Genomic DNA, 19,881 nt, shown 5'->3' on the forward strand with positions numbered 1-19,881 from the left:
ATCGGATCAGGGATTGCGGCGGTGCCCCGGCGACCCCATACTGTTGCGCAGCACGCATTGGTTGCTCAAGACGCAACAGGAGCACGGACACATGACCCAGCCCAAGGTCGTCGTCATCGGCGCCGGAATCGTCGGCACCTCACTGGCCTACGAACTGACCGCACGCGGATGTACCGACGTCACCGTCCTCGACCGAGGCCCGATGTTCGAGACGGGCGGGTCCACCTCACACGCCCCCGGCCTCGTCTTCCAGACCAACGCGAGCAAGACCATGACCGAGTTCGCCCGGTACACGGTCGAGAAGTTCGTCGGTCTCGACGCCTTCAACCCGGTGGGCGGTCTCGAGGTGGCCACCACCGAGGCCCGCTGGACCGAACTGCACCGCAGGCACGGATGGGCGTCCTCCTGGGGCATCGGTGGTGAACTGGTCGACGCCGACCGCTGCGTCGAACTGCACCCGCTGCTGGACCGCGACCGCGTACTGGGTGGCTTCCACACGCCGTCCGACGGCCTCGCCCTCGCGGTGCGCGCCGCCACCGCGCAGGCCGACCGCGCGACGTCGCGCGGCGCCCGGTTCCTCGGCGACCACGAGGTGGTCGACGTACTCGAACGCGGCGGCCGGGTGGTCGGCGTGCGCACCGCCGCGGGCGAGGAGTTCGCCGCCGACGTCGTCGTGTCGGCCGCGGGCTTCTGGGGAGCGCAACTCGGCGCGAAGGTGGGCCTCACCGTCCCGCTGGTTCCGATGGCGCACCAGTACGCGAAGACCGGGCAGCTGGCCGAACTGCGCGGCAACGGCTCCACCGGGACCGAGGCGCGGCTGCCGATCCTGCGCCACCAGGACCAGGACCTCTACTACCGCGAACACGGCGACCGGCTGGGCATCGGCTACTACGGCCACCGCCCGATGCCGGTCGACATGGCGACGCTGATGGACGACAGCGCGGCGCAGTCGATGCCGTCGATGCTGCCGTTCACCGAATCCGACTTCGCCCCCGGATGGACGGCGAGCACCGAACTGCTTCCCGCCCTTCGTGACTCGAAGGTCGACGAGGGATTCAACGGCATCTTCTCGTTCACCCCCGACGGATTCTCGATCATGGGCGAACATCGCGAGCTGTCCGGGTTCTGGGTCGCCGAGGCGGTCTGGGTGACCCACTCCGCCGGCGTCGCCCACGCGATGGCGGAGTGGATCCTCGACGGCGCGCCGTCCACCGACGTCCACGAGTGCGACCTCTACCGGTTCGAGGAACCGGCGAAGAGCCCCGAGTTCATCCTGAAGACCAGTTCGCAGGCGTTCGTCGAGGTGTACGACATCCTGCACCCGCACCAGTACCGCGAGGAGCCACGCAACCTGCGGGTGAGCCCGTTCCACGCGCGGCAGGAGGACCTCGGCGCATTCTTCTTCGAGGGTGCCTGCTGGGAACGGCCGGCCTGGTACGAGGCCAACGCCGATCTGGTGACCGAACTCGTCGCCGACGGGGTCACCTTCCCCGAGCGCGACGACTGGTCGTCGCGGTTCTACTCGCCCATCTCGATCGCCGAGGCGCGGTGGACGCGTGACCACGTCGCGCTCTACGACATGACGCCACTCACCCGCTACGAGGTGAGCGGACCCGGCGCGTGCGACTTCCTGCAGCGGCTCACGACCAACAACGTGGACAAGCGGACCGGATCGGTCACCTACACGTTGATGCTCGACGAGACCGGCGGCATCAGAAGCGATCTCACCGTCGCCCGCCTCGCCGACGACCTGTTCCAGGTGGGCGCCAACGGCCCGCTCGACATCGACTGGATGACCCGCCACCTGCCGGAGACGGGGGTGACGGTGCGCGACGTCACCGGCGGAACGTGCTGCGTCGGGGTGTGGGGACCGCGGGCCCGCGACCTGGTCGCGCCGCTGTGTGCGGCCGACATCTCGCACGACGCGTTCGGGTACTTCAAGGCCATCCGCACGTTCATCGGCTCGGTGCCGGTGACGATGATGCGGGTGTCCTACGTCGGCGAACTGGGCTGGGAGATCTACGCCTCGGCCGAGCACGGGCCGAAGCTGTGGGACCTGCTCTTCGCGGCGGGCCGTGACCATCGGGCCATCGCCGCGGGTCGCATCGCCTTCAACAGCCTCCGCCTGGAGAAGGGCTACCGCTCCTGGGGCACCGACATGACCACCGAGCATCACCCGGTGGCCGCAGGCATCGGCTTCGCGGTGTCCGCGAAGAAGGGCGACTTCGTCGGCAAGGCGGCACTCGACGCGGCGGGACCGCCGTCGACGGTGTTGCGCACCATCGTCATGGACGAATCGACGTCCGTCGTGCTGGGCAAGGAACCGGTCCGTGACGCGTCCGGCGCGGCCATCGGATACGTGACCAGCGGCGGGTACTCCGCGACCATCGGGCGGCCCATCGCCTACGCCTGGTTGCCCGCCGACGTCGGGATCGGCGATGCGGTACGCGTCGACTACCTGACCGAGACGTACGGCGCGACGGTGAGCGAGGAGCCCCTGGTGGATCCCGAGATGAAGCTGATTCGTCGATGAGCGCTTGCGCGAAGAGGATCGAGCACCGATGAGCGCTTGCGCGAAGAGCAGAAGGTAAGGCGATAGACCATGAGCGACAACGCATATGACGTCATCGTCGTCGGACTGGGCGGCATGGGCAGCGCGGCCGCCTACCATCTGGCGCGCCGCGGTGTGCGGGTGCTCGGGCTGGAGAAGTTCGGGCCGGCCCACGACCGCGGCTCCAGTCACGGCGGCTCGCGCATCATCCGGCAGTCGTACTTCGAGGATCCGGCGTACGTCCCGCTGCTGCTGCGCGCCTACGAGCTGTGGGCGGAGCTGACCCGGGACACCGGCATCGAGGTGCACCGGCTCACGGGCGGCCTCTTCATCGGGCCGCCCGAAAGCCTCACCGTCGCAGGCAGTCTGCGGGCGGCCCAAGAGTGGTCGCTGCCGCACGAGATGCTCGACGCCGGCGAGATCCGGCGGCGCTTCCCGACCCTCGCTCCGGCACCCGGCGACGTGGCCCTGTACGAGGCGAAGGCAGGCTTCGCACGCCCCGAGGCGACGGTGCGGGCCCATCTCGACCTGGCCGCACGCGAGGGTGCCACCCTGCACTTCGACGAGGAGGTGCTGGACTGGGCGGACGGACCGCGCGGCGTCACGGTGACCACCGCGCGCGGCACCTACACCGCAGGCCAGCTGGTGGTGTGTCCCGGCGCGTGGGCGCCGAGTCTGTTGTCCACGTTGGGGATACCGATCACGATCGAGCGTCAGGTCCTCTACTGGCTGGAGGCCGAGGGTGGCGTCGCGCCCTTCGAGGACCACCCCATCTACATCTACGAAAACGAATTCGACGAGCAGATCTACGGGTTCCCCGCGATCGACGGGCCGGCCGGTGGCGTCAAGACGGCGTTCTTCCGCAAGGGCCGGGTCTGCACTCCCGACACGATCGACCGCACCGTGTACCCCGCCGAGATCGACGAGATGCGCGACCGAGTGACGCGCCTGGTGCCCGCGCTGAACGGTCCGGCGGTGCACACCGCCACGTGCATGTACTCGAACACGCCCGACGAGCACTTCGTCATCACCCGGCCCGTCGACTTCGACAACGTCACCGTGGCGTGCGGATTCTCGGGCCACGGCTTCAAGTTCGTCCCCGTCGTCGGTGAGGTCCTCGCGGATCTCGCCACCGACGGATCGACCACTCATCCCATCGGACTCTTCGACCCCCGCCGGCTGGTGACCACGTGACGACCATCGATGACCCCCGACCCGCCGCCGCCCCCGCGGCCAACGCGGGCACCCTCGTCCCCACGCTGGGTGGCCAGTACTACTGCGACCCAGCCATATTCGAGGCCGAACAGGATCGCATCTTCGAGCAGATGTGGTTCTGCGCCGCCCGAGGTGCCGACCTCGCCAGCCCCGGCGCCTTCCGCAAGGTCCAGGTCGGACGCGAGAGCGTGCTGGTGGTACGTGGACGCGACGGTGCGCTCAACGCGTTCCTGAACGTGTGCCGCCACCGCGGTGCCATGCTCTGCACCGAGGACGCCGGCACCGTGAATCGCCATCTGCGCTGTCCGTACCACGCCTGGACCTACGACCTCGACGGCAAGCTCAAGGCGGCCCCGAACCTCGGATCGCTCACCGACGCGAACGGCGCACGGATCAGCCGGACCGAGTACGGCCTCGTCCCCGTCGCGCTGCGCGAATGGCTGGGCTACGCCTGGGTGTGCCTCGCCGACGAACCGCCGTCGTTCGAGACCGACGTCGTCGGCACCGTCAGCGCACGCCTGGGCGACGCCGACGCCGTCGAGAACTACGGCGTGGGAGGGCTGTCCGTCGGCCGCCGCGTGGTCTACGACGTGAAGGCCAACTGGAAGCTCATCATCGAGAACTTCATGGAGTGCTACCACTGCGCCACGATCCACCCCGAACTCACCGAGGTCCTGCCCGAGTTCGCCGACGGCCTGGCCGCGCAGTACTTCGTCGGGCACGGTGCGCTGTTCGGCGAGCAGGTGCAGGGATTCACCATCGACGGCAGTGCCGGCGTGGACCCGATCCCCGGCGTGTCGGCCGACCAGGACCGGCGCTACTACGCGATCACCGTGCGGCCGAACGTGTTCGTGAGCCTCGTCCCCGACCACGTGATCTTCCACCGCATGTACCCGATGGCCGCCGACCGGACCATCGTGGAGTGCGACTGGCTCTACGTGCCGGACGTCGTCGAGCGCGGCATGGACCTCGACCGCTCCGTCGAGCTCTTCCACCGGGTCAACGTGCAGGACTTCGACGCGTGTGAACGGACCCAGCCGGCGATGTCGTCGCGCGCCTACCGCGCAGGTGGCGTGCTGGTTCCGTCCGAACACCACATCGGCGACTTCCACGACTGGGTCGCCGACAAGGTCCGCGGCTGAGCCGTGCACGGGGAAGGGGGGTGAGCAACGGTGCAGACGATTGCCTACACTGGCCGGAACATGCAGAAGTCAGTAGCGGCGGTGCAGTCCGTCGACCGCGCGCTGACCGTCCTCGAGATCGTCGGCAAACTCGGTAGTGCGGGCGTCACCGAGATCGCGACGGAACTCGGCGTGCACAAGTCGACGGTGTCCCGGCTGATCGCGGTGCTGGAGTCGCGCGGTTTCGTCGAACAGCTGTCCGACCGCGGCAAGTACCAGCTGGGGTTCGCGATCGTGCGGCTGGCGGGTTCGACCAGCGCCCGGATGGACCTGGCGAAGGAGAGTCAGGCGATCTGCGACCGGCTCGCCGATCAGTGCGGCGAGACCACGAACCTCGCGATCCTCGACGACGACCGCGTCATCAACGTCGTCGAGGCCCACGGGCCCGCGGAGATCACGCTGCGCAGCTGGGTGGGACAGAACTGCCCCGCGCACGCGACGTCCAGCGGCAAGATCCTCCTGGCCGGGCTCGAACCCGGCGACGTCGACGATCTCGTCGACGATCCGCTGACGGTGTACACCTCCAACACGATTCGTGATCTGGCGGCACTGCGCGACGAGCTGGCGACGGTGCGGGACACCGGATGGGCAAGCGTGCGCGAGGAACTGGAGATTGGCTTGAACGCCGTCGCCGCCCCGGTCCGCGACAGCACCGGCAATGTCGTTGCCGCACTGAGTGTCTCGGGTCCGGCCTACCGGCTGGAGCCCCTTCGATTCGAGGTGGTGGCCGAGATGGCCGTGGCAGCGGCCGCCGCCGTCAGCCGACGGCTCGGATACACCGGGTGAGGCCGTCCAAACCATTGCCTGACAAGCGAATACACCCGGTGGACGCGCGGGCCGGTTTGGCCATTCGCTCAGCACGACCACCACGGGTGCTGTCTAATACGCACGTGTGCGCCGATAGCCGATGGACGAGGCGAGGAGACCCGACATGTCGCTCGATGTGAACAGTTCAGGCACGTCCGCCGCGGATCCCGACCCCGCTGCGCCCAAGGTCAAGCCCAAGGTGGGGCACAACCCGCTGGCACCGATCGTCAACCGGGTCGAACCGGCCGACCGGAACCCCGGCAGGGACTGGGTGGTGTTCGGGGTCACCGGCACGCTGGCCATCGCCTTCGTGCTGTGGGGCATCCTGAGCAAGGAGAGCCTGTCGACGGTGTCGGCCGGCGCCAAGGACTCGTTGATCAAGGGGCTGGGCTGGTTCTTCGTCCTGGCGGCGAGCTTCTTCGTCATCTACGTCCTGTGGCTGGCGGCCAGCAAGTACGGCCGCATCCCGCTCGGCGCCGACGACGAGGAACCGGAGTTCCGGACCACGTCGTGGATCGCGATGATGTTCAGCGCGGGCATGGGCATCGGCCTGATGTTCTGGGGCGTCGCCGAGCCGCTGACCTACTTCGTCACCCCGCCTCCCGGCACCAGCCAGGCGCAGACCGACGAGGCCTTCCAGACCGCCATGGCCACCACGATGTTCCACTGGGGACTGCACCCGTGGGCCATCTACGCGGTGGTCGGGCTGGCCATCGGTTACGGCATGTTCCGCAAGGGCCGGCCGGGGTTGCTGTCGGCGGCGTTCACGTCGCTCTTCGGTGACCGCGCCAACGGTCCGGCCGGGAAGGTCATCGACATCCTCGCGATCTTCGCGACGCTGTTCGGGTCCGCGGCGTCGCTCGGCCTCGGCGCGCTGCAGATCGGCCAGGGCATGGAGTTCAACGGGTGGGTCGGCACGGTCGGCACCCCGATCCTCGTCGTCATCATCGCGGTGTTGACCGTCGCCTTCATCCTGTCCGCCGTCTCGGGAATCGCCCGCGGCATCCAGTGGCTGTCGAACATCAACATGGTGCTCGCCCTGACCCTGGCGGTGTTCGTCTTCGTCGCGGGACCGACGCTGCTGATCCTCAACCTGGTCCCGAGCGCACTCGGCGACTACGTCCGCGACTTCGTCGCGATGAGCGCCCGCACCGACGCCAACGGCGACGAGGCCCTGGCCGCGTGGCTGTCCGGGTGGACGATCTTCTACTGGGCCTGGTGGGTGTCGTGGACGCCGTTCGTCGGCATGTTCATCGCCCGCATCAGTCGCGGCCGCACCATCCGGCAGTTCGTCACCGGCGTGCTGCTGGTGCCGACGCTGGTCAGCCTGGTGTGGTTCGCCGTCTTCGGCGGCTCGGCGATCGACCGGCAGCGCACCATCGGCGACATGGTGGACGCCGACGGCGCCGTCGACAGCACCGGCGCCCTGTTCCGGCTCCTCGACACCATGCCGCTGGCCGGTATCACGACCGTCCTGGTCATGGTGCTCGTCGCGATCTTCTTCGTCTCGGGCGCCGACGCCGCGTCCATCGTGATGGGGTCGCTGTCGGAGAAGGGCTCCCACGATCCACGGCGGAGCACCGTCGTGTTCTGGGGGGCGCTCACCGGCGCCGTCGCCGCGATCATGCTGGTCATCGGCGGTGGTGAAGGCGAAGCGCTGACGGGGCTGCAGAACCTGACGATCGTGGCGGCCGTGCCGTTCGTGTTCGTGATGGTGCTGCTGTGCGTGGCGCTGTACCGCGACCTGCGGACCGATCGGCTGGTGACCCTCGACCGGCGCAGCACCGAGCTGGTCGAACGCGCGGTGGTCACCGGTGCCGGCGAGCACGGCGAGCACTTCGACCTCGTCACCGAGTACCACGAACCGGAGACACCGACGAAATAGCCCGGCCTAGGCTGGGCCGATGGGCGCCGCAGAACAGCGCGACGGGGTCGACCTCACCAACCTCGACCAGCCACTGACCGCCGAGGCGGGGGCCACCAAGCGCGATCTGGTGGACTACCTCGACGGCGTGGCCGATCGGATGCTGCCCGGCCTCGCGGGCCGCCCGCTGACCGTGCTGCGGGCGCTGCGCGGCCGGGCGCCGTTCATGCAGAAGAACGCGCCGAAGTACACGCCCGACTGGGTCCGGACCACGACGATCTGGGCGGACGCGTCGCACCGCGAGGTGCGCTACCCGCTGTGCGACGACCGTCGCACGCTGCTCTGGCTGGCGAATCAGCGCGCCATCGAATACCACCCGGCGCTGGGCCTCGCGGACGACGTGTACCGGGCGACCCACCTCGTCCTGGACCTCGACCCGCCCGCCGACGCCGGCTTCGACGCCGTGGTCGCCGTGGCCCACCTGGTGCACCGGGCGCTGGCGGACAGTGGTCTGGCCGGTGCGGTCAAGACCAGCGGCGCCAAGGGCATCCACGTGTTCGTTCCGATCGACGGCACGTCCCCGCCCGACGACGTCGCCGCGGCGACACGCGCGTTGGCCGTCCGCACCGAGGCGTTGGACCCCGCACTGGCGACCACGAAGTACGTCCTCGACGAGCGCGACGGCAAGGTGTTCGTCGACTCGACCCGATCCGGTGGCAACACCGTGGCCGCGGCCTACACCCCGCGGCTGCGTCCGGGACTGCCCGTGTCGTTCCCGGTCGACTGGGCCGACCTCGACGATGTGGACCCCGCTGCGATGACCGTGCACACCGCCCTGGACGCGCTGGCGGGCAAGGACCCGTGGCGCGAGTCCATGCCCGGCCCGCAGCGTCTGCCGGACGACCTGATCGACCAGGGCCGGACCATCCCCGTCGCCCGGGTCGCCGCGATGCACGAGGGCAAGCGGCGGGCCCGGGCGCGCCGGGAGCAGTCGGGTTAGAGCTTGCCCACGGCGAACGCCGCGCCCTCGTTGACCTGGCCGTTGACCCCGTAGAGGGCGTGCGCCACCGACGGCGCACCGGTGAAGTCGCCGTCGCAGATCGTGTCGCCGGGTGCGCACAGCTGAAGGGTCTTGTCCGCGAACCGCGACCCGATGGTGATCTGCGGGGCGCCGTACTTGCTCAGGAACTGACCCGACGGCGTGCCGAACAGGACGACGGCGGCGACGTGGTCGGCGGCCTGGGTCGACAGCGGCGCGGGCACCTGGTCGGCGGGCACGCCACTGGGCACCACGTCGGAGGTGGCGAAGCCCGTCACGACCGCGCCCTGGGAGTAGCCGCCGAGCACCATGCGGGTGTTGGGGCAGTCGACGGACATCTGCTGGATGCGGCCGCCCTCGTCGCGGATCCCGTCGACGACGGTGCGGGCGAACGCCTCGCGGTTGTCGAAATCCCCGCTGGCGGGGTAGTTCACGGCGTAGACGCCGACCGTCCTCGCGCCGGCCTGGGCGCGGACCGCGTCGACGAACGCCTGTCCGATGCCGCCCACACCCGGGGCCTCACCGGTTCCGCGGGCGAAGACGACCTCGACGTCCGGGCAGGCCGGTTGGGCCGCGGCCTGGGGGACGACGGAACCCGCGAGCGCCATCCACGTTCCCGCCGCGACGACGACACCGGTCCGGAGCACCTTGCTGACTACCTTCGACTTCACGCTGGGTCCACCCTTCTTCGTGACGACGTCCGCCGCCACCGAACCCATACCCTGGCAACCGTCTGGCAAACCGCTACCCCAGCACGGCGACGATCGCGCAGATGACCGGAACCGACACCAGCGTCGAGATCAGGGTGGCGTCGCGGGCCAACGACTCGTTGCTGCGGTACACCGCTGCGTAGGTGTTGATGTTCTGCGCCGAGGGCAGTGCAGCGAATACCGTCACCAGGAGTGTCTGCTCCACCGACGCACCGAACACCCAGCGGGCGAGGACGAACGTGAGCGCCGGCATGAGCACGGTCTTGAACACCACGACCAGCCCGAGGTCGACGCGGTCGGACGGCGGGGTGCGCTCCGCGCGACTGCTGAGCGAGATGCCGAACGCCAGCAGCACCGTCGGGATGGCGAGGTCGGCGAGCAACCGCAGCGGATCCGCGACCGGACCACCCAGATCGACGCCGGTGCCGGCGAACACCAGCCCGACCGCGCTGGCCGCGATGATCGGGTTGGTCACCAGCGCGATGACCTGACGTCCCGCGGAGCGCCGCGGCCGGGCGGCGGAGTTGAGGATCGCGATGCCGATCGGTGCCATCACGGTCGCCTGGAACAGGATGAGCGCCGAGATCTCGGTGGTACTGCCGAAGACGTAGACGCTGAGCGGGATGCCGAGGTTGCCCGCGTTGACGTAGCAGGCGGTCCACGAGGCGATGGTGGAGTCGCCCCGGTTGCGTCTGCGCACCATCGCCACGACGGCGAAGCACCCGGCGAACACGAGCAGCGTCGCGACCGCCGAGATCAGCAGCGGAAGGGAGAAGATCTGGGTCAGCGTCGCCTCGGAGAGGCTGAGCAGCAGCAGCGCAGGCACTCCGACGTGGAACGCGACGCGGTTGAGCACCATCCGGGCGTTGTCGCCCAGCACGCCCGTCCTGCCGACGATCGCTCCCACCGCGATCACCACGCCGATGACCGCAAAGGCTTCGAGTACGGCGAGCATGCCGACGATCCTGTCAGGCTGGTAGGCGGGCCCTCGCAGCAGCGAGGAGATCGGTCGTTGCATCGCGGAAGCCCGACCGCCGAGGATCGTTGTACCGAGGACGGACACGTACTCCGGCTGCATCACGGAAAGGGATTCAGATGACGTCCCCCCTGGCCGACCTCGGCCTCACCATCCCCGTCGTCGCCGCGCCCATGGCCGGCGGCGGCACCACGCCTGCCATGGTCATCGCCGCGCACGGGGCCGGCGGCCTCGGCTTCCTCGCCGCCGGCTACAAGACCGCGGAGGCACTGGCCGGCGCGATCGACACCGTGCGCGCGGCGGGCGTCCCGTTCGGCGTCAACGTGTTCGCGCCCAACCCCGTGCCGATCACCCCGCAGGACTACCGCGCCTACCGGTCGGCGGTCCAGGGCGACGCCGACCGCTACGGTCTGACGCTTCCGGACGACGTGGTGGACGACGACGACCACTTCGCGGCGAAGATCGAACTGCTGCTCGCGCAACCCGTTCCGCTCGTCAGCTTCACGTTCGGCATCCCCGATCCCGACGTCGTCGCCCGCCTGCGGCGGGCCGGCACCATCGTCGGCCAGACCGTCACGTCCCTGCGCGAGGCGGCGACGGCCGAAGCGGCAGGGGTGGACCTGCTGGTGCTGCAGGGCATCGGCGCGGGCGGCCACTCGGGCACGCTGACGCCGGACCGACCACCGGCCGACGTCGTGCTCGCCGATCTCGTCGCCGAGGTCGTGCACGGCACGTCGCTACCCGTGGTGGCGGCCGGCGGGTTGGCCACCGCGGGCGCCGTCGCCGCGGTGCTCGACGCGGGCGCCGAGGCCGTCGCCGTCGGAACCGTTCTGCTGCTCTCCGACGAGAGCGGTGCCTCGGCGACCCATCGCGCGGCGCTGACCGACCCGCATCGCACGGAGACGGTCCTCACCCGGGCGTTCACCGGGCGGCCCGCACGCGGACTGCGCAACGACTTCATCGAGCGACACGACGCCTCGGCGCCGCTCGGCTACCCCGCCATCCACCACCTCACGAGTCCGCTGCGCAAGGCCGCCGCAGCGGCGGGCGACGCCGACCTCGTGCACCTGTGGGCCGGGACCGGCTACCGCGAGGCGCGCCAGGAACCGACCGCAGCGGTCATGCGTCGCCTCGCCGGCGAGGCGTAGCGCCAGATCTCTTGCGGTGCGGATCGTTTCGCGTGCCCGCGGCGGGGTATCGGCGGAACATCCGCAACCTCACCTAGGAGATCTCATGGCACGCGCAACACTCGTCCACCAGATGCACGACCTCGGCCTGGCCGCCTGGTTCGGCGGCACCCTGGCCAACGCGGTGGCCCTCAACCCCGCCGCGTCCGCCGCGGGCGACGCCGCCAGCGTCGGCGCCGTCACGAACGACGCCTGGGATCGCTGGACGCCGGTCAACGCCGCTGCGATCGGCGTGCACCTGATCGGAGCGGCGGGCCTGGTCAAGCACGACATGGGTCGCGCCAAGGTGCAGCAGGGCGTGCCGTCGATGGCCGTCACCAAGACCGCGCTCACCCTCGTCGCACTGGGTGTCACCGGGTACAGCCGAATCCTCGGCCGCAGGGTCTCGGACCACCGCGCGGTGCCTGCGGCCGACGGCACCACGCCCACCTCGACCACGCCGCCCGAGGTCGCGGCCGCTCAGCGGCAGTTGAAGCTGCTGCAGTGGGTGGTGCCCGCGACGACCGGCGCACTGGTCGCGATCGGCGCCTTCGCCGCGGAGCAGTACCGGCCCGAGGAGGTCGGCAGGGGCGCGCTGCAGCGTCTGCTGGCCTGACTCGTGGACGCGCTGCCGGGCATCACCCGGCGGCGCGTTCCTCGATGCCCGCCTGCTCGGCGACCTCGGCCAGCGTCTCCAAACGTGTTCTCGCATAGGCCTGTTGCTCGGTGATCGCCAGTTGTCCGCGGCTGTGACCGATGAACGTGCCCGTCCAGGCCAGCAGGGTCGCGACCTTCGAACTGAACCCGACGAGCAGCGCCAGGTGCAGTCCCAGCCACGCGAGCCAGCCGAGGAATCCGCCGAACTCGATCGGCCCGATCTTGGCCACCGCGTTGTACTTCGACACCGTCGCCATCGAGCCCTTGTCGAAGTACGAGAAGGGTTTGCGCGCAGCAGGATCGGCGCCCTTCAGCTCGCGCCTGACGTTCTTCGTCACGTACTTCGCACCCTGGATCGCGCCCTGCGCCATGCCGGGAACGCCCGGGACGGCTGCCATGTCGCCGATGACGAACACGTTCGGGTGGCCGGGGATCGACAGATCGGGCAGCACCTGCACGCGGCCGGCACGGTCGAGTTCGACGCCGGACTGCTCGGCGAGGTCGCGGCCCAGTGGGCTCGCCGCGACCCCGGCGGACCACACCTTGCACGCCGACTCGATGCGCCGGACCGAACCGTCGGAGTCCTTGACGGTCAAGCCGTTCCGGTCGACGTCGGTCACCATCGCGTTGAGCTGGATCTCGACGCCCAGCTTCTCGAGCCGGGCGCGCGCCTTGTTGCCGAGGTTCTCGCCCATCGGCGGCAGGACGGCGGGCGCGGCGTCGAGCAGGATGACCCGCGCCTCCGTGGGGTCGATGAGCCGGAAGCTGCCCTGCAGGGTCTCGTCGGCGAGTTCGGCGATCTGCCCGGCCATCTCGACGCCCGTCGGCCCGGCGCCGACGACGGTGAAGGTGAGGAGCTTCTGGCGGCGTTCCCGGTCACTGGACCGCTCCGCCTGCTCGAACGCGCCCAGGATGCGGCCGCGCAGTTCCAGCGCGTCGTCGATGGTCTTCATGCCGGGCGCGTGCAGGGCGAAGTGGTCGTTGCCGAAGTACGACTGGCCGGCCCCGGCCGCGACGACCAGCGTGTCGAACGGCGTCTCGTAGACGTGGCCGAGCAACTCCGACACGACCACCTTGCGGGTGAGGTCGATGCGGGTGACGTCGCCCAGCAGGACCTGGGCGTTGCGTTGCTTGCGCAGGATCATCCGGGTGGCCGGGGCGATCTCGCCCTCGGAGATGATGCCCGTCGCCACCTGGTAGAGCAGCGGCTGGAACAGGTGGTGGGTGGTGCGGGCGATCATCTTGACGTCGACGTCGGCCCGCTTGAATCCCTTGACCGCGTTCAGCCCGCCGAAGCCCGAGCCGATGACGACGACCTGGTGCCTCCGCTGCGCTGGGTGTGGGGCGACACTCATCCGGGACTCCTTCACGACGGCCATGCGCGTGAGTTACCCCGGATGTGGGCGACTTACTCGGCCGGGACGGTGGACGCGGGGACCGCGCTGCTGACCAGCTGGTAGAGCGGGGAACCCCAGGCGTGCGGCCCGCTGGCCGCCGGTGCGTAGGACGTGTGGATGGCCAGCGCCGCGGGGGCGAGTTCGTCGGCGTCCGGGTCGTAGTCGCACACCGGGTCACCGACGTCGCACACGCTGATGGTGCGGGCGCCCATCGCGGGCGGCAGCGGCGAGGTGTCAGTGGAGGCGAGGAACGAGTGCTCCTGCGCGACGCCCTTGCCGATCCCCGGCGTCACCGCGGTCGAACCGAGGTTGATCGTGGTGTCGACGGGCAGCCGGTCGCCGTCGGCGACCAGCAGGGCCGCCACGACGTTCGGGTAGTCGTCGGCGACGTCGTACAGGTTGCGGTGTATCACCATCGCGCCCTGCGAGTAGCCGGCGAGCACAACCATGGTGTCGGGGCAGCGCGCGGTGAACGCCTCGAGCTGCTCGGCCGTCGCGTCGGCGCCGACCTTCACGCTGTCCATGAAGCCCATCCAGCCGCCGATGCCGCCCTCCAGCGGGACGGGCGCGGCGGGATACTGCACGGCCTCGGCGGTGATGGTCCGTCCGCTCGCGGCGAGTTCCGAGCTGAGCTGCAGGTAGGACTGGTAGACGACACCACCCATGCCGCCGTTCTGGGTCAGGCCGGCGCCATCGCGCTGGCCCGAGCCCGCGGCACCCATCCAGTGGTAGTCGGCGCAACCGGGCACCGCCGCGGCGGTCCCGGCGGTCGACAGCCCGGCTGCTGCGACGGCGGCGACCACGGCGGTCAGCCCCAGAAGACGGGTGTTCAGACGACGGCTCACAGTAGGTTCCCTCCAACCCCGCGCGGACGGTCCACGTGTCCGACGCTTCAGCTGGTACTTCGCCCGCAGACGCCTCCGGCGTTACTTCCAGGCGAACACCGGCTGCTCGAGCTGGTCGACGGGGTCGTCGCGGCCCTCGAGGCACAGCCACCGCAGCTGCAGCAGGACGGCGCCGGTCGGTGCGTGGATCAGGTCGTTGCCGAGCGGGATCTGCACGACGGGCAGGGCGCTCTCGGGGATGGCGATGAACCGCGGGGAGTCCTCGCGTTGCAGCTGGTGCAGGCCTATCCGGTAGACCGCGACCACCTCGTCGGGAGAGGGCCGCGGGTCGAGCCGCCCGCCACCCCAGGCGACCACCGGCGTGATGACGTAGCCCGACCGGGTCGGGTAGTCGTCGAGCAGGCCGAGGACGGCCGACTCGGGCAGCGTGACGCCGACCTCCTCCTCGAGTTCGCGCAGCGCGGCGACCTCGACGGTCTCCCCGGGGTCCAGCCGGCCGCCCGGCAGCGCCCACTGCGCGGAGTGCGAACTGAGGCGCGACGCGCGCCGGCACAGCAGGAACGCCGCACCGCCGGACACCCCGACCATCCGCCCGTCCAGGCCCGCCTCCATCGGCCGGCCCGCGATCCAGTCGTCGACCGGCGCGGGGTCGACGCGGTCCTCGCCCTCCTGCGAGTCGACGAGGACCACCGCGACGGCGGCGTGCCGCTTCGTGGGATCGGTCACCACGCGGCGGCGGTGGCCCGCCAGGTTGTCCCGGATCCGGTCGCGCAGCGCGTCGTCGTAGCTGATCGTCACCGCTCGACCATAGGCAGGATCAGGTGTGGCGGACGTCCCGAGGGGCGTCGACGCGACCGAGCACGATGCCCAGCGCCAGCATCCCCACGGCCAGACCGAGGTGCAGCCAGTTGTCGGCGGTGTTCACGGGGACGAAGCTCGCCGACGAGTCGTGGTCGATCACGAGGCCGTAGACGAACAGCACCGCGTACACGATGCCGCCACCCACCAGGTACCAGCGGGCCGCCCTGAACGTGCCGGACAGCGCGAGACCCACGACTCCGAAGAGGAGGTGCACGGCGTTGTGCAGACCCGACACGTTGAACAGGCCGAGCAGCTTGGCCTCGGAGTGGTGGCCGGCGAACGTCATCGTGTCGTAGTCGGTGGTGACGCCCGGGATGAAGCCGAGGATGCCGACGAGCAGGAAGACCGCCCCGACCGCGATGGCGGCCCACTGGACGGCGGAGCGGCCCGACGTCGGTGCCGCAGCGGGTGATCCTTGAGTTCCTGGAGTTGCCATGCGGCGCCACATATCCGGCCGACGGGCGTCCAAACACGACGTTCGCTGTGTGGATACTGTGAGCCGGAACCGGGTAGAGCTGATCGATGACCAATCCCGAACAGCACGAGAACGATTCGGAGTCCGAGGACGGCCAGCCGCTGGAGGTGCCGCCCGCCGCCCCCGCCTACGGAACGCCGCCGCCGGAGGGCATCCCCGACGCCGACGACTAGCCTTCCGGGCTCGAGTGGCCAGTTACGTGGCGCAATCGTCTGACAACCGCGCCGTAAGTGGCCACTCGCGTGCGTGACCGCGCTGACTACCGTGGTGCCATGTCGCCACGCGTCGCCGTCATCGGTGCAGGACTGTCCGGCTCGGCCTGCGCCCGCGCGCTTCGCGACCACGGGATCACGGTCGATCTGATCGACCGAGGCCGTCGACCGGGCGGGCGGATGGCGTCGCCGCTCGTCCACGACCGCCGCGTGGACCTCGGCGCCGCCTACTTCACCGCCAAGGAACCGGAGTTCGTCGCCGTCGTCGATGACTGGGTCGGGGCCGGACTCGCGAAGCCCTGGACCGACACGTTCGACGTCGTGTCACCCGACGGCCGCAGGACCACGTCCGGTCCGGTGCGGTACGCGGCACCCGGTGGGCTTCGATCGCTGGTCGAGCACTCCGTCACCGAGGACGTCCGCACCGCGGTCGAGATCGCCGACCTCCAGGACCTCGACCACGACGCCGTCGTCCTCGCCATGCCGGATCCGCAGGCCGCGCGACTGGCCCCCGACGCCGCGGACTGGGTGACCTACGAACCCGTGATAGCGGTGGCCGCGGGCTGGGCCGATCGACGCTGGCCGATCACCGACGCCGCGTTCGTCAACGACGACGCCGACGTCGGCTTCATCGCCGACGACGGCGCGCGACGCGGCGACGGCGCGGCGGTGCTCGTCGCCCACACGACCGCGGACCGCGCACGTCGGCACCTCGATCAGCCCGACGGCGCCGTCGCACCGGTCCTGGACGCGCTGCGGCGCCTGCTCGACGTCACCGACGCGCCGGAGTGGACTCGTGCCCACCGGTGGACGTTCGCGAAACCCGTTGACACGCATGGTGACGAGCCGTTCGGACTGACGGATCACCAGGGGCGCCCGCTCGGACTGTGCGGCGACTCGTGGTGCCCGTCGGGAGCACCGCGCGTCGAGTCGGCGTGGCTGTCGGGCCACCGTCTCGGCGCCGCGCTGGCGGCCCGACTGGCCTGAGTCCTCCGTTCGGGGGACAGCCGGACCCACCGGTCCATCGTCCGTTCGGCGGATGCCAGAGGGGCCTCGCGCTCGACACGATCGATGTCAGCGCCCAGTCAGTCGGCGCGACGAGCGCACGACGGAGACACGAATGGACGCCCTCATGATCAAGACCCTGCTCTGCGTGGTCGGACTACCGACCGCCGTACTGATCGTCTTCGGCCTCGCGCTGGAGGATGCCGACGTCACCGAGGGCCGGCCGTTCGTCGTCACGAGTTCGCAGAGCGACGCCGTCGAGGACCAGCGCCACTGACCTGAGGGCGGTGCGCGTCGGGCCGTCAGGCAGGCTGGTGACCGACATGACCGCCACCCCCCTGCTCGACGACGCCGGTGACCTGAGCGGCCTGCGTGCCGCGGGCGCCGACCCCGACGAGCTGTTCGCCACCTTCGCCGGTTGGGCGGAGGCGAACGGCACCACCCTCTACCCCGCGCAGGAGGAGGCGCTGATCGAGCTGGTGAGCGGGGCCAACGTGGTGCTGGCGACACCGACGGGCTCGGGCAAGTCGTTGGTGGCCACCGGCGCGCTGTACGCCGCGCTGGCGGCAGGCAGGCCCAGCTACTACACCGCGCCGATCAAGGCCCTGGTCAGCGAGAAGTTCTTCGCCCTATGCGACGTGTTCGGCGCGGCCAACGTCGGCATGCTGACCGGCGACGCCTCGGTGAACTCCGACGCGCCGATCATCGCGTGCACCGCCGAGGTGCTGGCCAACATCGCGCTGCGCGAGGGGGCCGACGCCGACATCGGTCTCGTCGTGATGGACGAGTTCCACTTCTACGGCGATCCCGACCGCGGCTGGGCGTGGCAGGTGCCGCTGCTGGAACTGCCGCGAGCCCAGTTCCTGCTGATGTCGGCGACGCTCGGCGACGTCACCTTCCTTCGCGACGACCTGACCCGGCGCACCGGCCGGACCACCGCGCTGGTGGCCAACGCCGAGCGTCCGGTCCCGCTGTACTTCTCCTACGCCACGACGCCGATGCACGAGACCATCGGCGACCTGCTGGACACCAAGCAGGCGCCCATCTACGTCGTCCACTTCACCCAGGCGTCCGCGCTGGAGCGGGCGCAGGCCCTGATGAGCGTCAACGTCAGCACGAAGGACGAGAAGGCCGCCATCGCCGACCTGATCGGTGCATTCCGGTTCTCCTCGGCGTTCGGGACGACGCTGTCGCGGCTGGTGCGCCACGGCATCGGGGTGCACCACGCCGGCATGCTGCCGAAGTACCGGCGCCTGGTCGAGCAGCTGGCGCAGGCCGGGCTGCTCAAGGTCATCTGCGGCACCGACACCCTCGGCGTCGGCATCAACGTCCCCATCCGGACCGTCGTGTTCTCGGCGCTGTCGAAGTACGACGGCACCCGAACCCGGCTGCTCAGCGCGCGCGAGTTCCACCAGATCGCGGGACGTGCGGGGCGCGCAGGATTCGACACCGCGGGGACGGTCGTCGTGCAGGCACCCGACCACGAGGTGGAGAACCTCAAGCAGTTCGCCAAGGTCGCCGACGACCCGAAGAAGCGTCGGAAGCTTGTGCGGCGCAAGGTTCCCGAGGGCATGGTGCCGTGGAGCGAGTCGACCATGACGCGGCTCGTCGACGCCACACCGGAACCGCTGACCAGCAACATGCGAGTGTCGACGGCGATGATCCTGGACGTCGTCGACCGGCCGGGCGATCCCTTCGTCGCGATGCGACGGCTGCTCACCGAGAACCACGAGCCGCGCAGGCGCCAGCTGCAGCACGTGCGCGAGGCCGTCGGCATCGCCCGCTCGCTGCTGCAGGCCGGTGTGCTCGAGCGCGTCACCGAACCCTCCGGCCACAAGCGTTACCAGCTCACCGTCGACCTGCCGCCCGACTTCGCGCTCAACCAGCCGCTGTCGACGTTCGCGCTCGCCGCCGTCGACGTCCTGGATCCGGACTCGGACACGTATGCGCTGGACGTCGTCTCGGTGATCGAGGCGACGCTGGAGGACCCCCGCCAGATCCTCGCCGCACAGCTGAACAAGGCCAGGGGCGAGGCCGTCGCCGCGATGAAGGCCGAGGGCATCGAGTACGACGAGCGCATCGAACTGCTCGACGACGTCACCTACCCCAAACCGCTCGACGAGCTGTTGGCGGCCACGTTCGAGATGTACCTGCAGAGCAACCCGTGGGCGGCGGACGCGCGGCTGTCGCCGAAGTCCATCGCGCGGGAGATGTGGGAGAAGGCGCTGACGTTCCGCGAGCTGATCAGCCTGTACGGGCTGACCCGCTCCGAGGGCGCAGTGCTGCGCTACCTGTCGGACGCGTTCAAGGCGCTGCGCTCCGGCGTACCGGCGTCCGCCCGGACCGAGGCCGTCACCGACGTCGTGGAGTGGCTGGGAGAGCTGGTGCGACAGGTGGATTCGAGCCTGCTCGACGAGTGGGAGCAGCTCACCAGTCCCGACCAGCCGCTGGACGCGCCGGTGACGGTGCCCGCCCGCCCGCGCCCGCTGACCGGCAACGAGCGCGCCTTCGCCGCGATGATCCGCAACGCGCTGTTCCGCCGCGTCGAACTGTTCGCGCGCGGCCGCTGGTACGACCTCGGCGAACTCGACGGCGGCTCCGGCTGGACGGCCGAGCGCTGGCGCGACGTCGTCGACGCGTACTTCGACGAGCACGAGGACGTCGGGATCGGGGCCGATGCCCGCGGGCCCGGGTTGCTGATCATCGACAAGCAGCCCGGCGTGTGGCGGGTGCGGCAGATCCTCGACGACCCCGCAGGGGACAAGGACTGGGGCATCGACGTCGAGGTCGACCTCGAGGCGTCCGACGAGGAGGGCGCAGCGGTGCTGCGGGTCGTCGACGCGGGGCGTTCCTAGTCACGCCGGCCGCCGCGAGTGTCCACTTATGCCACGCCACACGCCGTTTCGCGTGACGTAACTGC

Annotated in this window: 18 protein-coding genes; 12 read left to right on the forward strand and 6 right to left on the reverse strand. The window is 70.2% G+C overall.

Going from position 1 to position 19,881, the window contains the following annotated elements; genetic code table 11:
* Positions 1–91: 91 nt before the first annotated feature.
* The 6 genes from G6N64_RS04310 (at position 92) to G6N64_RS04335 (ending at position 8,618) form a co-directional block, all read left to right on the forward strand.
* The gene (locus tag G6N64_RS04310) at positions 92–2,533 is read left to right on the forward strand and encodes a GcvT family protein (protein WP_163795761.1); all 2,442 of its coding nucleotides are present in this window, start codon (positions 92–94) and stop codon (positions 2,531–2,533) included.
* Between the two features lie 69 nt (positions 2,534–2,602).
* Complete coding sequence (gene solA / locus G6N64_RS04315) at positions 2,603–3,745, forward strand: N-methyl-L-tryptophan oxidase (RefSeq protein WP_163795762.1); 1,143 nt, start codon at positions 2,603–2,605, stop codon at positions 3,743–3,745.
* Entirely contained in the window at positions 3,742–4,908 is a 1,167-nt protein-coding gene (locus tag G6N64_RS04320) for an aromatic ring-hydroxylating oxygenase subunit alpha (protein ID WP_163795763.1), read from the forward strand. The genes solA and G6N64_RS04320 overlap by 4 nt, the downstream gene beginning before the upstream one ends.
* Positions 4,909–4,968: 60 nt before the next feature.
* Positions 4,969–5,733 (forward strand): IclR family transcriptional regulator, encoded by a 765-nt coding sequence (locus G6N64_RS04325; protein ID WP_163795764.1) that lies wholly within the window; start codon positions 4,969–4,971, stop codon positions 5,731–5,733.
* 145 nt (positions 5,734–5,878) lie between these two features.
* Positions 5,879–7,639, forward strand: a complete 1,761-nt coding sequence (locus tag G6N64_RS04330; protein WP_163795765.1) for a BCCT family transporter — start codon at positions 5,879–5,881, stop codon at positions 7,637–7,639.
* Positions 7,640–7,658: 19 nt separating this feature from the next.
* On the forward strand, positions 7,659–8,618 hold the full coding sequence (locus G6N64_RS04335) for a DNA polymerase domain-containing protein (RefSeq protein ID WP_163795766.1): 960 nt from the start codon (positions 7,659–7,661) through the stop codon (positions 8,616–8,618).
* Here G6N64_RS04335 and G6N64_RS04340 read toward each other — a convergent pair.
* Entirely contained in the window at positions 8,615–9,265 is a 651-nt protein-coding gene (locus G6N64_RS04340) for a cutinase family protein (protein ID WP_163801430.1), read from the reverse strand. The two genes, G6N64_RS04335 and G6N64_RS04340, sit on opposite strands and share 4 nt — an antisense overlap.
* A 136-nt stretch (positions 9,266–9,401) precedes the next feature.
* A complete protein-coding gene (locus tag G6N64_RS04345) occupies positions 9,402–10,385 on the reverse strand; it encodes an AEC family transporter (RefSeq protein WP_163795767.1) in 984 nt (327 codons plus the stop codon).
* Between the two features lie 77 nt (positions 10,386–10,462).
* Here G6N64_RS04345 and G6N64_RS04350 point away from each other — a divergent pair, with 77 nt between their 5' ends.
* Together G6N64_RS04350 and G6N64_RS04355 are read left to right on the forward strand one after the other, a co-directional pair.
* Positions 10,463–11,491: an NAD(P)H-dependent flavin oxidoreductase gene (locus G6N64_RS04350; RefSeq protein ID WP_163795768.1), complete on the forward strand. Its 1,029-nt coding sequence runs from the start codon at positions 10,463–10,465 to the stop codon at positions 11,489–11,491.
* Positions 11,492–11,576: 85 nt separating this feature from the next.
* Positions 11,577–12,125, forward strand: coding sequence for a hypothetical protein (locus G6N64_RS04355; RefSeq protein WP_163795769.1), 549 nt, complete (start codon positions 11,577–11,579; stop codon positions 12,123–12,125).
* 22 nt (positions 12,126–12,147) lie between these two features.
* On the opposite strand, the gene G6N64_RS04360 is transcribed toward G6N64_RS04355, so the two are convergent.
* The 4 genes from G6N64_RS04360 to G6N64_RS04375 form a co-directional block, all read right to left on the reverse strand.
* On the reverse strand, positions 12,148–13,521 hold the full coding sequence (locus tag G6N64_RS04360) for a type II NADH:quinone oxidoreductase Ndh (protein WP_163795770.1): 1,374 nt from the start codon (positions 13,519–13,521) through the stop codon (positions 12,148–12,150).
* A 53-nt stretch (positions 13,522–13,574) separates the two neighbouring features.
* Positions 13,575–14,408 carry a cutinase family protein gene (locus G6N64_RS04365; RefSeq protein WP_246230939.1) on the reverse strand — a complete coding sequence of 278 codons (834 nt, stop codon included), beginning with the start codon at positions 14,406–14,408 and terminating at the stop codon, positions 13,575–13,577.
* Positions 14,409–14,489: 81 nt separating this feature from the next.
* Positions 14,490–15,206, reverse strand: a complete 717-nt coding sequence (locus tag G6N64_RS04370; protein ID WP_163795771.1) for an NUDIX hydrolase — start codon at positions 15,204–15,206, stop codon at positions 14,490–14,492.
* A gap of 19 nt (positions 15,207–15,225) precedes the next feature.
* On the reverse strand, positions 15,226–15,705 hold the full coding sequence (locus G6N64_RS04375; RefSeq protein ID WP_163795772.1) for a DUF4383 domain-containing protein: 480 nt from the start codon (positions 15,703–15,705) through the stop codon (positions 15,226–15,228).
* Between the two features lie 86 nt (positions 15,706–15,791).
* Between G6N64_RS04375 and G6N64_RS30455 the strand changes: the two genes are divergently transcribed.
* The 4 genes from G6N64_RS30455 to G6N64_RS04390 all read left to right on the forward strand — a co-directional run bounded on the left by G6N64_RS30455 (position 15,792) and on the right by G6N64_RS04390 (position 19,816).
* On the forward strand, positions 15,792–15,917 hold the full coding sequence (locus tag G6N64_RS30455; protein WP_264002166.1) for a hypothetical protein: 126 nt from the start codon (positions 15,792–15,794) through the stop codon (positions 15,915–15,917).
* Between the two features lie 99 nt (positions 15,918–16,016).
* A complete protein-coding gene (locus tag G6N64_RS04380; protein WP_163795773.1) occupies positions 16,017–16,943 on the forward strand; it encodes an NAD(P)/FAD-dependent oxidoreductase in 927 nt (308 codons plus the stop codon).
* 133 nt (positions 16,944–17,076) lie between these two features.
* Entirely contained in the window at positions 17,077–17,238 is a 162-nt protein-coding gene (locus G6N64_RS04385; protein WP_163795774.1) for a hypothetical protein, read from the forward strand.
* A gap of 46 nt (positions 17,239–17,284) precedes the next feature.
* The gene (locus tag G6N64_RS04390; protein WP_163795775.1) at positions 17,285–19,816 is read left to right on the forward strand and encodes a DEAD/DEAH box helicase; all 2,532 of its coding nucleotides are present in this window, start codon (positions 17,285–17,287) and stop codon (positions 19,814–19,816) included.
* Positions 19,817–19,881: the final 65 nt, after the last annotated feature.

It is taken from the genome of Mycolicibacterium sediminis, assembly GCF_010731735.1.
GTDB classification, from domain to species: Bacteria; Actinomycetota; Actinomycetes; order Mycobacteriales; family Mycobacteriaceae; genus Mycobacterium; species Mycobacterium sediminis.

Bases quoted from the DNA above. Each gene is read 5' to 3' on its own strand.
- G6N64_RS04310 (WP_163795761.1), top strand. From the start codon at position 92: ATGACCCAGCCCAAGGTCGTCGTCATCGGCGCCGGAATCGTCGGCACC.
- solA (WP_163795762.1), top strand. From the start codon at position 2,603: ATGAGCGACAACGCATATGACGTCATCGTCGTCGGACTGGGCGGCATG.
- G6N64_RS04325 (WP_163795764.1), top strand. From the start codon at position 4,969: ATGCAGAAGTCAGTAGCGGCGGTGCAGTCCGTCGACCGCGCGCTGACC.
- G6N64_RS04330 (WP_163795765.1), top strand. From the start codon at position 5,879: ATGTCGCTCGATGTGAACAGTTCAGGCACGTCCGCCGCGGATCCCGAC.
- G6N64_RS04335 (WP_163795766.1), top strand. From the start codon at position 7,659: ATGGGCGCCGCAGAACAGCGCGACGGGGTCGACCTCACCAACCTCGAC.
- G6N64_RS04340 (WP_163801430.1), bottom strand. From the start codon at position 9,265: ATGGCGCTCGCGGGTTCCGTCGTCCCCCAGGCCGCGGCCCAACCGGCC.
- G6N64_RS04345 (WP_163795767.1), bottom strand. From the start codon at position 10,385: ATGCAACGACCGATCTCCTCGCTGCTGCGAGGGCCCGCCTACCAGCCT.
- G6N64_RS04350 (WP_163795768.1), top strand. From the start codon at position 10,463: ATGACGTCCCCCCTGGCCGACCTCGGCCTCACCATCCCCGTCGTCGCC.
- G6N64_RS04355 (WP_163795769.1), top strand. From the start codon at position 11,577: ATGGCACGCGCAACACTCGTCCACCAGATGCACGACCTCGGCCTGGCC.
- G6N64_RS04360 (WP_163795770.1), bottom strand. From the start codon at position 13,521: ATGAGTGTCGCCCCACACCCAGCGCAGCGGAGGCACCAGGTCGTCGTC.
- G6N64_RS04375 (WP_163795772.1), bottom strand. From the start codon at position 15,705: ATGGCAACTCCAGGAACTCAAGGATCACCCGCTGCGGCACCGACGTCG.
- G6N64_RS30455 (WP_264002166.1), top strand. From the start codon at position 15,792: ATGACCAATCCCGAACAGCACGAGAACGATTCGGAGTCCGAGGACGGC.
- G6N64_RS04380 (WP_163795773.1), top strand. From the start codon at position 16,017: ATGTCGCCACGCGTCGCCGTCATCGGTGCAGGACTGTCCGGCTCGGCC.
- G6N64_RS04385 (WP_163795774.1), top strand. From the start codon at position 17,077: ATGGACGCCCTCATGATCAAGACCCTGCTCTGCGTGGTCGGACTACCG.
- G6N64_RS04390 (WP_163795775.1), top strand. From the start codon at position 17,285: ATGACCGCCACCCCCCTGCTCGACGACGCCGGTGACCTGAGCGGCCTG.